This is a genomic window from Allokutzneria sp. A3M-2-11 16 (assembly GCF_024213555.1).
GTDB lineage: Bacteria > Actinomycetota > Actinomycetes > Mycobacteriales > Pseudonocardiaceae > Allokutzneria.
The window spans coordinates 1,267,621-1,280,038 of the sequence record NZ_JANAVO010000001.1 but is presented as its reverse complement, the minus strand read 5'-3'; the positions used below and the strand labels follow the sequence as shown (position 1 = coordinate 1,280,038).

Below are 12,418 nucleotides of genomic sequence, written 5' to 3'. Positions count from 1 at the left end.
GAAGGAACGCCTGATGCCGGGACGTACACGGCAATTCGGCGGCGGTGGCCCCGGCGGCGGCAACGCCGGCGGTGGCAACGAGCGCGGCGAGCGTCGCGACCGTAGGGACCGTCGCGACAGCGGCCGCGGCGGGGCGGCCCAGGAGAAGACTCCCCACATCGAGCGCGTCGTCGCGATCAACCGCGTCGCCAAGGTCGTCAAGGGTGGTCGTCGCTTCAGCTTCACCGCCCTGGTGATCGTCGGTGACGGCGACGGCATGGTCGGCGTCGGCTACGGCAAGGCCAAGGAGGTGCCGGCCGCCATCGCCAAGGGTGTCGAGGAGGCCAAGAAGCACTTCTTCAAGGTGCCTCGCATCGCCGGCTCCATCCCGCACCCCGTGCAGGGCGAGAGGGCCGCGGGCGTTGTCCTGCTGCGTCCCGCCAGCCCCGGTACCGGCGTCATCGCCGGTGGCCCGGTGCGCGCGGTGCTGGAGTGCGCGGGTGTGCACGACGTGCTGAGCAAGTCGCTGGGTAGCGACAACGCCATCAACGTCGTCCACGCCACCGTCGCGGCGCTGCAGATGCTGCAGCGGCCCGAAGAGGTCGCCGCCCGTCGTGGCCTACCGCTCGAGGACGTCGCTCCCGCCGGCATGCTGCGCGCCCGTGCTGGACAGGGGGTGTGATCGGGATGGCCAAGAACCTGAAGATCACCCAGCTGCGCAGCACGATTGGCACGAAGCGCAACCACCGCGAGTCCCTCCGGACTCTCGGCCTGCGCAAGATCCGCCAGTCAGTCGTCCGTGAGGACACGCCGCAGAACCGTGGCCTCGTCCACACCGTGCGGCACCTGGTGGCGGTCGAGGAGGTCGACTGACCATGACTATCAAGATTCACCACCTGCGTCCGGCCCCCGGCGCCAAGACCGCGAAGACCCGTGTCGGTCGCGGTGAGGGCTCCAAGGGCAAGACGGCGGGCCGCGGTACCAAGGGCACCAAGGCGCGCAAGAACGTGCCTGCCGCCTTCGAGGGTGGGCAGATGCCGATCCACATGCGGCTGCCCAAGTTGAAGGGGTTCAAGAACCCGTTCCGCGTGGAGTACCAGGTCGTCAACCTGTCCGCGCTGGCCAAGCTGTTCCCGCAGGGCGGCACGGTCGGCATCGCCGAGCTGGTCCAGTCCGGTGCCGTTCGCAAGAACTGCCTGGTCAAGGTCCTCGGTGACGGGGACCTGGGCGGCGTGAAGCTCGACGTGACGGCGAACAAGTTCTCCGGCAGCGCCGTCGAGAAGATCACTGCCGCTGGTGGCACCACCACCACTGCGTGACACCTGATTTCGGGGCCGGTGAGCAGCTCGCTCTCCGGCCCCGAAGTCTGTTCGTAACAGCACTGTTCGCTCCGGGCTGAACGCCTGTTTTCTCCACGGCGGCAAGGACTCCGGACGGGGGCACCGCCCCCGGAACGGCTGCTGTTACAGTCGTCAGCACGCTTTGGCCACGCGCACGAAGCGTGTGAAGCCTGCAATAGATCCCGCCGGCAGGACGTGCCGGCCCCAGCCAGTAGTCGGCGGTCACGCCGGCCACGCCGAGGAGGTCTCGGGTGCTCAGCGCCTTCCGCTCGGCTCTTACGACGCCCGACCTGCGTCGCAAGATCCTTTTCACTCTCGGAATCGTTGCGCTGTACCGGCTGGGCGCCACCCTGCCGTCTCCGGGCGTGTCCTACGTGAACATCCAGGAGTGCATCCGCCAGGCCGAGGGTTCCGGCGGTCAGAGCTTCTACCAGCTGATCAACCTCTTCAGCGGCGGTGCGCTGCTGAAGCTGTCGATCTTCGCGCTGGGCATCATGCCCTACATCACGGCGAGCATCATCGTGCAGCTGCTCACCGTGGTGATCCCGCGGTTCGAGCAGCTGAAGAAGGAAGGGCAGTCGGGTCAGGGCAAGCTGACCCAGTACACCCGCTACCTCACGATCGCCCTGGGCATCCTGCAGTCCACCGGCATCGTCGCGCTCGCCGTCCAGGGGCAGCTGTTCCAGAACTGCGACAAGCCCGTCATCCCGGACGGCAGCGTGTTCAACCTGGTCGTCATCGTCATCACGATGACCGCGGGCACCGCCGTCATCATGTGGCTGGGCGAGCTGATCACCGAGCGCGGTGTCGGCAACGGCATGTCGCTGCTGATCTTCACCTCGATCGCGGCCCGGATCATCCCCGAGGGCGGCGCGATCCTGCAGCGCCCCGACGGCGGCATCGTCTTCCCGATCGTCTGCGTGTTCGCCCTGGCGATCATCGTCAGCGTCGTCTTCGTCGAGCAGGGCCAGCGCCGCATCCCGGTGCAGTACGCCAAGCGCATGATCGGCCGGCGGATGTACGGCGGCACCTCGACCTACCTGCCGCTGAAGGTCAACCAGGCCGGTGTCATCCCGCTGATCTTCGCGTCCTCGCTGCTGTACCTGCCGGACCTGATCTCGAAGCTGACCGCGGGCTCCACCACCGAGCCCAGCTGGTGGCAGCAGTTCATCGCGACCCACATCGTGCGCCAGGCCAGCCCGGTGCACATCACGGTCTACTTCCTGCTGATCATCTTCTTCACGTACTTCTACGTGGCGATCACGTTCAACCCGGACGAGCGCGCCGACGAGATGAAGAAGTTCGGCGGCTTCATCCCCGGTATCCGCCCAGGGCGCCCGACCGCCGAGTACCTGCGCTTCGTGCTCGGCCGGATCACGCTGCCCGGCTCGCTCTACCTCGGCATCGTCGCCGTGTTGCCCAACTTCTTCCTGTCGGTCACGCAGGAGGGCAACAACCAGAACTTCCCGTTCGGCGGCACGGCCGTGCTGATCATGGTGGGCGTCGGTCTCGACACCGTGAAGCAGATCGAGAGCCAGCTCATGCAGCGCAACTACGAAGGGTTCCTCCGGTAGTGAGACTCGTCCTCGTCGGCCCGCCCGGAGCGGGCAAGGGCACACAGGCCACGGTGCTGAGCCAGAAGCTCAGCGTGCCCCACATTTCCACCGGCGACCTGTTCAGGGCGAACATCGGCCAGCTCACCCCGCTCGGCCAGGAGGCCAAGCGGTACCTCGACACCGGGGAGCTGGTGCCGGACTCGGTGACCAACGCGATGGTCGAGGACCGGCTCGCGCAGCCGGACGCGGCCGGTGGCTTCCTGTTGGACGGGTTCCCGCGCAACACCGTGCAGGCCGACGTGCTCGGCGGGCTGCTGGCGGCGAAGGGCACCAAGCTGGACGCGGTGCTGCAGTTCGACATCGCCGAGGACATCGTGGTGGAGCGGCTGCTGGCCAGGGGCCGGGCCGACGACACCGAGGAGATCATCCGCAGGCGGCAGCAGATCTACCGCTCGGAGACCGCTCCGCTGCTCGACTACTACCGCGGCATCCTGATCACCATCGACGCCGTTGGCTCGGTCGAGGACATCTCCGAGCGCGCCATCAAGGCGCTGCGCGCGGACGCGTGAGCCGATGCTGAAGCGCGGACGCGGTATCGAGCTGAAGACCCGCGGTGAGCTGGAGGCCATGCGCGCCGCTGGGCTTGTGGTGGCCAAGGCGCTGGCCGCGGTCAGCGCGGCGGCGAAGGCCGGGGTCAGCACGCTGGAGCTGGACGAGCTGGCCGAGCAGACGATCCGGGACGCGGGCGCGGTGCCCTCCTTCAAGGGCTACCACGGCTTCCCCGGCAGCATCTGCTCCTCGGTGAACGAGCAGGTCGTGCACGGAATCCCGAACCGGGCCCAGGTGCTGGCCGAGGGCGACCTGCTCTCGGTGGACTGCGGCGCGATCCTGGCGGGCTGGCACGGCGACTCCGCGGTCACCCTGGCCATCGGCGCGATCACCCAGGCCGAGCAGGAGCTCTCCGACGCCACCCGCGCCTCGATGTGGGCCGGGATCGAACAGGTCAGGGCGGACAACCGGCTCTCCGACATCTCCTTCGCGATCGAGAGCTCGGTGATCGCCTCGGAGGAGAAGGACGGCCGCACCTACGGCATCGTCGACGGCTACGGCGGGCACGGCATCGGCTCGCAGATGCACATGGAGCCGTTCCTGCCGAACATGGGCAAGCCCGGCAAGGGGCCGCGGCTGCGCGTCGGCATGGCGCTCGCGGTGGAGCCGATGCTCACCCTGGGCACCGACCGCACCGAGGAGCTCTCCGACGGCTGGACGGTGATCACCACCGACGGCACCAGGGCCGCGCACTGGGAGCACACCGTCGCCGTCACCGAGGACGGCCCCTGGGTGCTCACCGCCCCCGAGAACTAGAACCGACACCGCCCAGCGGCTCCGCCCCCGCGCCGATCCCGGCCCGGGGGCGGTGGTGTGCCGCGGTCCTGCGCCGAGGGGGAGTGATCGCTACCCCCACGGGAGGTGTTCCGGAATACACATCGCGGATGACGACTGTGTCCTTCACAAACTGAAACTCTCCATGGTGTGGGCGAATCCATGCGCACCTGGTTGGGGGCCAGCCTGGTGATGATCGCGGTCTGGTCGGTAACCGGCCTGGTCACCGGCGGTTTGGGCTACCCGTGGTTCGTCTGGCCGGTGAGCATCTGGGGCGCGCTCGAAGTGCTCTCCTGGGCCGGTGAGCGGCACCGCGAGCGGTCCTGAGCGGGGGTCGGTTTGGCGGCCGTGCGACGGCCGCCTACACTATTGGGACGGCGCGTCCGTCGCGCTGGCTCTTATTGCGCCTGACTCCATAGTGGTATGCGGGTTCTCACCCTTCACTCGTGGCCGGGCTCGACAGGATCCTCACGTTGCGGACGTCCGCGCCCGGCTACCGGCTCGCCGGACTCCGGGCATGTCAGATGATCTGTCACCGTCACGAAACGCGGAGGACATGGGCAAGAAGGACGGGGCCATTGAGGTCGAGGGCCGCGTGGTCGAGCCACTCCCCAACGCGATGTTCCGCGTTGAGCTGGAGAACGGCCACAGGGTCCTCGCACACATCAGCGGCAAGATGCGGCAGCACTACATCCGCATCCTGCCCGAGGACCGGGTAGTCGTGGAGCTGTCGCCCTACGACCTGTCCCGCGGCCGCATCGTCTACCGCTACAAGTGACCGCGGTGGCATCCCTGATGTCCGGACCTGTTCCGGACACGCGGCCAAGCAGGAGTGCACGACCGTGAAGGTCCAGCCGAGCGTCAAGAAGATCTGCGACAAGTGCAAGGTGATCCGCCGTCACGGCCGGGTCATGGTGATCTGCGAGAACCTGCGCCACAAGCAGCGTCAGGGCTGATCACCCGCAGTCGCGGTTAGACGACACAACACAAGCCTCCTCGTACCTGTTCGCGCCGCTCGCGGCGCGGGACACACCCCCGGACTCCAGGCCGGGGCCCGGAACCGCGGTTCCGGGACGGGCGGGGAGAAGACCTGGAGCGAGTACAGGAGCTAGAGAGCCGTATGGCACGTCTTTCTGGCGTGGATCTCCCCCGCGAGAAGCGGATGGAGATCGCGCTGACCTACATCTTCGGCATTGGCCGAACCCGCTCCAAGGAGATCCTGGCCGCGACGGGCGTCAGCCCGGACCTGCGCGCCAAGGACCTCGGGGACGACCAGCTCGTCCAGCTGCGGGACTACATCGAGAACAACTTCAAGGTCGAGGGTGATCTCCGCCGCGAGGTCGCGGCCGACATTCGCCGCAAGGTGGAAATCGGCTGCTACGAGGGTCTGCGGCACCGTCGCAACCTGCCCGTGCGTGGTCAGCGGACCAAGACCAACGCCCGCACCCGCAAGGGCCCGAAGAAGACGGTCGCCGGCAAGAAGAAGGCCGGTAAGAAGTAAGACCCCCGCAGCTAGGAGATCGGAAGCACCATGCCTCCCAAGTCCCGCCAGGGCGCCGGGGTCAAGAAGATCCGGCGTAAGGAAAAGAAGAACGTCTCTCATGGGCACGCCCACATCAAGAGCACGTTCAACAACACCATCGTCTCCATCACGGACCCGAACGGCGCCGTGATCTCCTGGGCCTCCGCCGGCCACGTCGGCTTCAAGGGCTCCAGGAAGTCCACCCCGTTCGCGGCCCAGATGGCCGCCGAGAACGCCGCCCGCAAGGCCGCCGAGCACGGCATGCGCAAGGTGGACGTGTTCGTGAAGGGTCCCGGCTCCGGCCGCGAGACCGCGATCCGTTCGCTGCAGGCCGCCGGCCTGGAGGTCGGCACCATCCAGGACGTGACCCCGCAGCCGCACAACGGCTGCCGCCCGCCCAAGCGGCGTCGGGTCTGAGCGCGGGAGAGGAGTAAAAAGAGATGGCACGCTACACCGGTCCCGCGACTCGTAAGTCCCGCCGGCTCAAGGTCGACCTCATCGGGGGCGACAAGGCGTTCGAGCGCCGTCCTTACCCGCCCGGCCAGCACGGCCGCACGCGGATCAAGGAGAGCGAGTACCTGCTTCAGACCCAGGAGAAGCAGAAGGCTCGCTACACCTACAACGTGCTCGAGAAGCAGTTCCGCCGTTACTACGAGGAGGCCGTGCGCCTCACCGGCAAGACCGGTGAGAACCTGCTGCGCATCCTCGAGTCGCGCCTGGACAACGTGGTCTACCGCGCCGGGCTCGCCCGCACGCGGCGTCAGGCCCGTCAGCTGGTGGCGCACGGTCACTTCCTGGTCAACGGCCAGAAGGTGAACATCCCCAGCTTCCGCGTCTCGCAGTACGACATCATCGACGTGAAGCCGAAGTCCCTGCCGACGCTGCCGTTCCTGGCCGCGAAGGAAGCCCTCGGCGACCGTCCGGTCCCGGCCTGGCTGCAGGTCGTGCCGTCGAACCTGCGGGTGCTCGTGCACCAGCTCCCGGAGCGCGCACAGATCGATGTGCCGGTCCAGGAGCAGCTCATCGTCGAGCTCTACTCGAAGTGACGTGATCCGGGGTGGTCGTCTCAGGCGACCACCCCGGCTCCGCGTCCGACCCCGGTGGCGGCACTTCAGGGTGTGCCGTCGCCTCGCCGGGTCCCCAGGTCCGCCTGGTCTCCGGCACGTCATTTCTCTCGGTGTCATATAGCGGTCACCGGTAGGAAGGGAACAGTCAGTGCTTATCTCTCAGCGCCCGTCGCTGGCCGAGGAGTCGGTCAACGACACGCGGTCCCACTTCGTCATCGAGCCCCTGGAGCCGGGTTTCGGCTACACGCTCGGCAACTCCCTCCGCAGGACCCTGCTGTCGTCCATCCCGGGCGCGGCGGTGACCAGCATCCGCATCGACGGCGTGCTGCACGAGTTCACCACGGTCCCCGGCGTGAAGGAGGACGTCACCGACATCATCCTCAACCTCAAGGAGCTGGTCGTCAGTTCCGAGGAGGACGAGCCGGTGACGATGTACCTGCGCAAGCAGGGCCCCGGCGAGGTCACCGCCGGCGACATCGTCCCGCCCGCGGGCGTGACGGTGCACAACCCCGACCTGCACATCGCCACCCTCAACGGGAAGGGCAAGCTGGAGATCGAGCTCGTCGTTGAGCGCGGTCGCGGCTACGTCCCGGCGATGCAGAACAAGCAGGCCGGTGCCGAGATCGGCCGGATCCCGGTCGACTCGATCTACTCGCCGGTGCTGAAGGTGACGTACAAGGTCGAGGCCACCCGTGTCGAGCAGCGCACGGACTTCGACAAGCTGATCCTGGACGTGGAGACCAAGCCCTCGATCACCCCGAGGGACGCGGTCGCCTCCGCCGGTAAGACCCTCGTCGAGCTCTTCGGGCTGGCCCGTGAGCTCAACGTGGACGCGGAGGGCATCGAGATCGGCCCGTCTCCCGCGGAGGCGGACACCATCGCCGCGTTCGCGATGCCGATCGAGGACCTCGACCTCACCGTCCGGTCCTACAACTGCCTCAAGCGCGAGGGCATCCACACCGTGGGTGAGCTCGTCTCGCGCAGCGAGGCGGACCTGCTGGACATCCGGAACTTCGGCGCCAAGTCGATCGACGAGGTCAAGCTGAAGCTGGCCGGTCTTGGGCTCGCGCTCAAGGACAGCCCGCCCGGGTTCGACCCGTCGGCCGCCGCGGCGGACTACACCTCCGAGGGTTGGTCCGCAGGGGTCGACCACGGCAACGACGATGGCCACGACTACGCCGAGACCGAGCAGCTGTAGAGCTGCTCATCGCACGCGCCCCTCGCGGCGTCGCGCGGCTTGATCTCAAGAGGAGCAAGACATGCCCACCCCCACCAAGGGTGCCCGGCTCGGTGGGTCGCCTGCCCACCAGCGGCTGATGCTGGCCAACCTGGCCACGTCGCTGTTCGAGCACGGCCGGATCACCACGACCGAGGCCAAGGCGCGGCGGCTGCGCCCGTACGCCGAGCGCCTGATCACCAAGGCCAAGCGCGGTGACCTGCACAACCGTCGCGAGATCATGAAGCTGATCCGCGACAAGGACATCGTGCACAAGCTGATGGCCGAGATCGGTCCGCACTTCGCGGAGCGCGCCGGCGGCTACACCCGCATCACCAAGACGATGCCTCGCAAGGGCGACAACGCGGCCATGGCCGTGATCGAGCTCATCACCGAGCGCACCGTCACCGCCGAGGCGAACGCCGCTCGCGGCACCAAGTTCGCCAAGGACGAGGCGAAGACCGAGGCCGCTCCGGCAGCCGAGGAGACCAAGGTCGAGGAGACCGAGGCGCCCGAGGCCAAGGCCGAGGCCGCTGAGGACAAGACCGAGAAGTGACGACTGGTTCCCAGTCCGACGAGCCCGCCGCTTCCTCCGCGCAGGAGGGCGGCGGGCTCGTCCGCGTCCAGGGTCCGCACCGCTTCCGGTTGGACCTGGGCTACGACGGCACCGAGTTCTCCGGCTGGGCGCGGCAGCCCGGCAGGCGCACGGTGTGCGGGGTGCTGGAGGACGCGCTGTCGCTGCTGGCGCGGCGGGACGTCCAGCTCACCGTGGCGGGCCGGACCGACACCGGGGTGCACGCGACCGGTCAGGTCGCCCACTTCGACGCCGCCGATCCGTCCGAAGTGGACGGTCTGGTGCGCAGGCTGGCGCGGTTGCTGCCGCCGGACGTGCGGGTCTACTCGATCCGCGAGGTGCCGCTGGAGTTCGACGCGCGGTTCGGCGCGCTGCGACGGCACTACGAGTACCGCGTGACCGCCGCCGAGTACGGCGCCGCCCCGTTGCGCGCGCGCGAGGTCGTCGCCTGGCCGCGCGCGCTCGATGTGGGCGCGATGAACGAGGCCGCGGGATTGTTGTTGGGGGAGCACGACTTCGCGGCGTTCTGCAAGCGCAGGGAGGGTGCGACCACGGTGCGGCAGTTGCAGCGCCTGGAGTGGACTCCCGATGGCGAGGAGCTCGTCGCGCACGTCTCCGCCGACGCGTTCTGCCATTCGATGGTGCGCAGCCTGGTCGGCGCGCTGCTCGCGGTGGGGGACGGGCGCAAGGGGCCGGAGTGGCCCGCGACGCTGCTGCGCTCCACCGTGCGGGCGAGTTCCGTCGTCGTCGCCCCCGCGCACGGGCTTTCCCTTGTGGGAGTGGACTACCCGGCCGATGACCAGCTGGCCGAACGCGCCGAGGTCACCCGCCGGGTGCGTGTGCTCGGCGGGTGACCTCGGGTCGATCAGGGCTCAGCGCCTGCTGATCAGACCTTCGGCTGCGACGCGCTGCAGATGCGCTTGCCTGCCGCGTTGATGAACGTGTTCGGCGGCGTCGGCACGTACCAGGCGCCGGTCACCACGTGCTTGCCGTCCGCGTAGAACGGGATCGTGCTCCACGGGCCCTGGCAGGTGGTGAACGTGTTCCCGTTGTCCCACTTGGCTTTCACCAGGATGAACGTGCCCGCGCAGTGCTTGTGGTAGCCGGTTCGGCCTTCCTTGTACCACCCGCACTGCGCCGCCGAGGCGCTCGGTGCGGCGATGGCGGTCATGCCCAGCACCGCGAACAGCGGCAGTGCCAGGCCGAGGATCTTGCGCATGTCTTTTCCCCTTGGGGTCGTTGCACGGCACCGCCCCCGCGCGGGTCGGCGGTGCCGGGTGATCACGGGTAGCTGGGCTGGCCGGCGCGGCAGATCTCCTGGCCCGCGGCGTTGATCATCGTCGCCGGGCGCTTGGGCACGTAGTACGCGTTCACGCGCTCGTGCGGGCCGTCCGGGTACATGGTGTAGATGCCGGGGCCCTGGCAGGTGGTGCCGGTGTTGCCGTTGCTCCAGTGGTACTTGATCAGGATCAGGCCGCCGCCGCAGTGGTTGTGGTAGCCGACGCGGCCGACCTTGTACCAACCGCAGGGCGCGGCGGACGCGCTCGGCGCCGTCACCATGGTCATGCCGAGCACCGCCAGCAGTGGCAGTGCGAGGCCCATGAGCTTGCGCATGGGTCATTCCCCTCAGTGAGTCCATCAATGACGGGCAGACCCTAGGGGCAACACGTTTCATTCCTGGCCGAAACCCGGCCTGGTTAGTCCTAAAAGGTGATTGACAAAATCCAGATGAAGTTGTGGAACCCTTCATATTCTGAAACGTCAGTCACCGCGGCGGACGGGGCCGAGCAGTTGCTGCTCGCTGGGTGTGGTGATCAACCTGATGGGCAGCCGCACGTTCGGGCCGATCGCGACCGCCATATCGTCGCCGAGGGAGCTGAGCTGCTGCGCCAGGTGCGGCAGCCGCCACATCCGCTCGGCGAGCTGCGCCTGGCCGACCGGGAGCCGCTGGATCAGCGCCAGATCGGCCCCGGTCACCGTGGACGCCGCCTGCGGGTGCAGGTACGGGAGCACGTAAAGCGTTGTCTGCCAAGGAGAACGCGGCGGGAACAGCTCCTGGGGGACCGCGGTGCCGTCGTGCACCACGAGCAGCGGGCCGTCCTCCGAACCCCGGGGCAGCTCGACCGGCGTGAGCCTGCGGATCTGCACCAGCGGCACCGGCCGCCCGTCCGGGCCCTGGCCCGCCGCCCTGGTCAGGGCGTGCCACGCCGCGGGCCTACCGGTCGCAACGACCACCCAGGCGCCGGTGGCCATCGCCCGCATCGCCATCTGGCGCGCCAGGTACAGCCCGCCGACGAGGGCGATCCGGGTGGGAGCGTTGCGCAGCACCGAGACCGACAGCGGTTCGCCCTGCGCGCCGCAGCCGAGCACCATGCCGCCGCGGTCGCCGGAGGGGCTGATCGCGTCGAGCATCTCCGGGGAGACGGTGAACTCCGGGGCGACGCCGAGGTCGGCCGCCTTGTTCTCCAGCATCCTGCCGCGAGGGGTCACGTGTTTCCTCCGAGCGGGAGCGAGGCGGCGAACCCGGCGAGCTGGACGCCGCGCAACGGGGTCAACGTCAGGCCGAGGCGCCCGCTGATCGTCTGCAGGCGCTCGTCGGCCTGCTCCAGTTCCTTCGGGGTGCGGGCGCTGACCCGGACCAGGCCGCGCAGGCCCACGTTGCCGTCCTCGTCGCTCGGTGAGATCGCCACGGACACGGTCGCCGACAGCGCGCGCACACCGGTCAGCGCGTTCAGGCTGGCCTGACCACCCCGGCTCGGCCAGCCGGTGACCGCGTAGCCGGCGTGGCCGACGCCCGCCGCGGTGACACCGGTCCACCGCTCACGCAGGTGCACCGGCTCCGAGGTGCCGGTGGCCGTGGTGAGCTCGGCGGCCGAGATCCCGGCGCGCAGCAGCTCGTCGGTGTCCAGCGGGCGGGTCTGCACTCCCTTGGCCGCCAAGGCGTTCCCCACCCGCGACAGCGCTCCGAGCAGCGCGCGGTGGGCGCCGACCACACCGCCGCCGCGCTCGCGGATCGCCGACAGGCAGCGCTGCGGGTCGAGCCGCACGGCGACCCAGGTCGTGCGCCGCGCCGCGGTCGGCAGCGGGCCGAGCACTTCGAGGTAGGAGGCCAGCGCGGGCGAGGTCGCGGGCAGCGCCGCGCTCCCCGGGTAGCAGTGGCTGATCACCTGGATCGAGTCGAGCACGACGCCGCGGTCCTCCAGGCACGGCGCGAGCGCGGACAGCGGCAGGTTGGGCGTGCTGCCGACCTTGGTGATCAGCCCGGGCGCCGGGTCGACCAGCAGGACCGCGGTCCACGTGCCCTCGTGCCAGGCCAGGCCGATCGGGTTGCGGTCGTGGTCGGTGGCCTGCGCGACCACCAGGTCCGGCACGGCCAGCCGGAGCAGCGCGACCCTGCGGTCCTCCGCGCCGAGCGTCGTCTGGCCGGGCTCCTCCGCGGGTGCGGGCGCCTGGCGCGCGGTGCGCAGGTGGGAGCGCAACGCGTAGCGGGTGGTGAGCGCGATCCACTGGGTCAGCCAGCGGCCGTTCCACCGCGTCGTCGCGACCAGCAGACCGAGCGCCGCCAGCCCGGCGGCGACGGGCAGCAGCGCGCTGTTCACCGCCAGCAGGAGCAGCCCGAGCCCGGCGCCCGCCTGGAAGACGACGAGGTTGGCGACGGGCAGCGCGCCCAGGCTCGCGCCCACGGTGCGCCGCCGCGCCCGCAGGACGACGGGGGGCGGAGTGGGGTTCGTTGTCACGGACATTCCGGTTCGGTCACTCCCCGCGCTGGCTGCCAGTAAGG

General features: G+C 69.2%; 19 protein-coding genes. 15 read left to right on the top strand and 4 right to left on the bottom strand.

Annotation, left to right across the window (positions count from 1 at the left end; genetic code table 11):
* Nucleotides 1–13: 13 nt before the first annotated feature.
* The 15 genes from rpsE (at nt 14) to truA (ending at nt 9,491) form a co-directional block, all read left to right on the top strand.
* Nucleotides 14–661 (top strand): 30S ribosomal protein S5, encoded by a 648-nt coding sequence (gene rpsE, locus NLX83_RS06340; RefSeq protein WP_254233915.1) that lies wholly within the window; start codon nt 14–16, stop codon nt 659–661.
* 5 nt (nt 662–666) lie between these two features.
* Nucleotides 667–852, top strand: a complete 186-nt coding sequence (rpmD, locus tag NLX83_RS06335) for a 50S ribosomal protein L30 (RefSeq protein ID WP_254233914.1) — start codon at nt 667–669, stop codon at nt 850–852.
* 2 nt (nt 853–854) lie between these two features.
* Entirely contained in the window at nt 855–1,298 is a 444-nt protein-coding gene (gene rplO, locus NLX83_RS06330) for a 50S ribosomal protein L15 (RefSeq protein ID WP_254233913.1), read from the top strand.
* A 272-nt stretch (nt 1,299–1,570) separates the two neighbouring features.
* On the top strand, nt 1,571–2,893 hold the full coding sequence (gene secY, locus NLX83_RS06325) for a preprotein translocase subunit SecY (protein ID WP_254233912.1): 1,323 nt from the start codon (nt 1,571–1,573) through the stop codon (nt 2,891–2,893).
* On the top strand, nt 2,893–3,444 hold the full coding sequence (locus NLX83_RS06320) for an adenylate kinase (protein ID WP_254233911.1): 552 nt from the start codon (nt 2,893–2,895) through the stop codon (nt 3,442–3,444). The genes secY and NLX83_RS06320 overlap by 1 nt, the downstream gene beginning before the upstream one ends.
* 4 nt (nt 3,445–3,448) lie before the next feature.
* Entirely contained in the window at nt 3,449–4,240 is a 792-nt protein-coding gene (gene map / locus NLX83_RS06315; RefSeq protein WP_254233910.1) for a type I methionyl aminopeptidase, read from the top strand.
* A gap of 180 nt (nt 4,241–4,420) precedes the next feature.
* Nucleotides 4,421–4,585, top strand: a complete 165-nt coding sequence (locus NLX83_RS06310; protein WP_254233909.1) for a hypothetical protein — start codon at nt 4,421–4,423, stop codon at nt 4,583–4,585.
* Nucleotides 4,586–4,814: 229 nt separating this feature from the next.
* Nucleotides 4,815–5,036: a translation initiation factor IF-1 gene (infA, locus tag NLX83_RS06305; RefSeq protein ID WP_029136093.1), complete on the top strand. Its 222-nt coding sequence runs from the start codon at nt 4,815–4,817 to the stop codon at nt 5,034–5,036.
* A gap of 64 nt (nt 5,037–5,100) precedes the next feature.
* Complete coding sequence (gene rpmJ, locus NLX83_RS06300; RefSeq protein ID WP_010148647.1) at nt 5,101–5,214, top strand: 50S ribosomal protein L36; 114 nt, start codon at nt 5,101–5,103, stop codon at nt 5,212–5,214.
* Nucleotides 5,215–5,378: 164 nt separating this feature from the next.
* Nucleotides 5,379–5,759: a 30S ribosomal protein S13 gene (gene rpsM / locus NLX83_RS06295; protein WP_254233908.1), complete on the top strand. Its 381-nt coding sequence runs from the start codon at nt 5,379–5,381 to the stop codon at nt 5,757–5,759.
* Nucleotides 5,760–5,789: 30 nt separating this feature from the next.
* Nucleotides 5,790–6,197 carry a 30S ribosomal protein S11 gene (gene rpsK / locus NLX83_RS06290; RefSeq protein WP_030427415.1) on the top strand — a complete coding sequence of 136 codons (408 nt, stop codon included), beginning with the start codon at nt 5,790–5,792 and terminating at the stop codon, nt 6,195–6,197.
* 23 nt (nt 6,198–6,220) lie between these two features.
* On the top strand, nt 6,221–6,826 hold the full coding sequence (gene rpsD, locus NLX83_RS06285; protein WP_254233907.1) for a 30S ribosomal protein S4: 606 nt from the start codon (nt 6,221–6,223) through the stop codon (nt 6,824–6,826).
* A gap of 169 nt (nt 6,827–6,995) precedes the next feature.
* Complete coding sequence (locus NLX83_RS06280) at nt 6,996–8,045, top strand: DNA-directed RNA polymerase subunit alpha (protein ID WP_030427417.1); 1,050 nt, start codon at nt 6,996–6,998, stop codon at nt 8,043–8,045.
* A 61-nt stretch (nt 8,046–8,106) separates the two neighbouring features.
* Nucleotides 8,107–8,619: a 50S ribosomal protein L17 gene (rplQ, locus tag NLX83_RS06275; protein WP_254233906.1), complete on the top strand. Its 513-nt coding sequence runs from the start codon at nt 8,107–8,109 to the stop codon at nt 8,617–8,619.
* Nucleotides 8,616–9,491, top strand: a complete 876-nt coding sequence (truA, locus tag NLX83_RS06270; protein WP_254233905.1) for a tRNA pseudouridine(38-40) synthase TruA — start codon at nt 8,616–8,618, stop codon at nt 9,489–9,491. Before rplQ ends, truA begins: the two co-directional genes overlap by 4 nt.
* A 32-nt stretch (nt 9,492–9,523) precedes the next feature.
* Here truA and NLX83_RS06265 read toward each other — a convergent pair whose 3' ends face one another.
* The 4 genes from NLX83_RS06265 to eccE all read right to left on the bottom strand — a co-directional run bounded on the left by NLX83_RS06265 (nt 9,524) and on the right by eccE (nt 12,380).
* A complete protein-coding gene (locus NLX83_RS06265; protein WP_254233904.1) occupies nt 9,524–9,856 on the bottom strand; it encodes a DUF6355 family natural product biosynthesis protein in 333 nt (110 codons plus the stop codon).
* Nucleotides 9,857–9,918: 62 nt separating this feature from the next.
* Nucleotides 9,919–10,251, bottom strand: coding sequence for a DUF6355 family natural product biosynthesis protein (locus tag NLX83_RS06260; RefSeq protein ID WP_254233903.1), 333 nt, complete (start codon nt 10,249–10,251; stop codon nt 9,919–9,921).
* Between the two features lie 147 nt (nt 10,252–10,398).
* On the bottom strand, nt 10,399–11,109 hold the full coding sequence (locus NLX83_RS06255) for a hypothetical protein (RefSeq protein WP_254236105.1): 711 nt from the start codon (nt 11,107–11,109) through the stop codon (nt 10,399–10,401).
* A 14-nt stretch (nt 11,110–11,123) separates the two neighbouring features.
* The gene (eccE, locus tag NLX83_RS06250; protein ID WP_254233902.1) at nt 11,124–12,380 is read right to left on the bottom strand and encodes a type VII secretion protein EccE; all 1,257 of its coding nucleotides are present in this window, start codon (nt 12,378–12,380) and stop codon (nt 11,124–11,126) included.
* Between the last annotated feature and the right edge of the window lie 38 nt (nt 12,381–12,418).

Excerpts from the sequence above, each read along its gene's own strand:
- NLX83_RS06255 (WP_254236105.1), bottom strand. The coding sequence starts at position 11,109 with ATGCTGGAGAACAAGGCGGCCGACCTCGGCGTCGCCCCGGAGTTCACC.
- rpsK (WP_030427415.1), top strand. The coding sequence starts at position 5,790 with ATGCCTCCCAAGTCCCGCCAGGGCGCCGGGGTCAAGAAGATCCGGCGT.
- NLX83_RS06310 (WP_254233909.1), top strand. The coding sequence starts at position 4,421 with ATGCGCACCTGGTTGGGGGCCAGCCTGGTGATGATCGCGGTCTGGTCG.
- rplO (WP_254233913.1), top strand. The coding sequence starts at position 855 with ATGACTATCAAGATTCACCACCTGCGTCCGGCCCCCGGCGCCAAGACC.
- NLX83_RS06260 (WP_254233903.1), bottom strand. The coding sequence starts at position 10,251 with ATGCGCAAGCTCATGGGCCTCGCACTGCCACTGCTGGCGGTGCTCGGC.
- infA (WP_029136093.1), top strand. The coding sequence starts at position 4,815 with ATGGGCAAGAAGGACGGGGCCATTGAGGTCGAGGGCCGCGTGGTCGAG.
- rpsD (WP_254233907.1), top strand. The coding sequence starts at position 6,221 with ATGGCACGCTACACCGGTCCCGCGACTCGTAAGTCCCGCCGGCTCAAG.
- eccE (WP_254233902.1), bottom strand. The coding sequence starts at position 12,380 with ATGTCCGTGACAACGAACCCCACTCCGCCCCCCGTCGTCCTGCGGGCG.
- rplQ (WP_254233906.1), top strand. The coding sequence starts at position 8,107 with ATGCCCACCCCCACCAAGGGTGCCCGGCTCGGTGGGTCGCCTGCCCAC.
- rpsE (WP_254233915.1), top strand. The coding sequence starts at position 14 with ATGCCGGGACGTACACGGCAATTCGGCGGCGGTGGCCCCGGCGGCGGC.
- rpsM (WP_254233908.1), top strand. The coding sequence starts at position 5,379 with ATGGCACGTCTTTCTGGCGTGGATCTCCCCCGCGAGAAGCGGATGGAG.
- rpmD (WP_254233914.1), top strand. The coding sequence starts at position 667 with ATGGCCAAGAACCTGAAGATCACCCAGCTGCGCAGCACGATTGGCACG.
- NLX83_RS06265 (WP_254233904.1), bottom strand. The coding sequence starts at position 9,856 with ATGCGCAAGATCCTCGGCCTGGCACTGCCGCTGTTCGCGGTGCTGGGC.
- map (WP_254233910.1), top strand. The coding sequence starts at position 3,449 with ATGCTGAAGCGCGGACGCGGTATCGAGCTGAAGACCCGCGGTGAGCTG.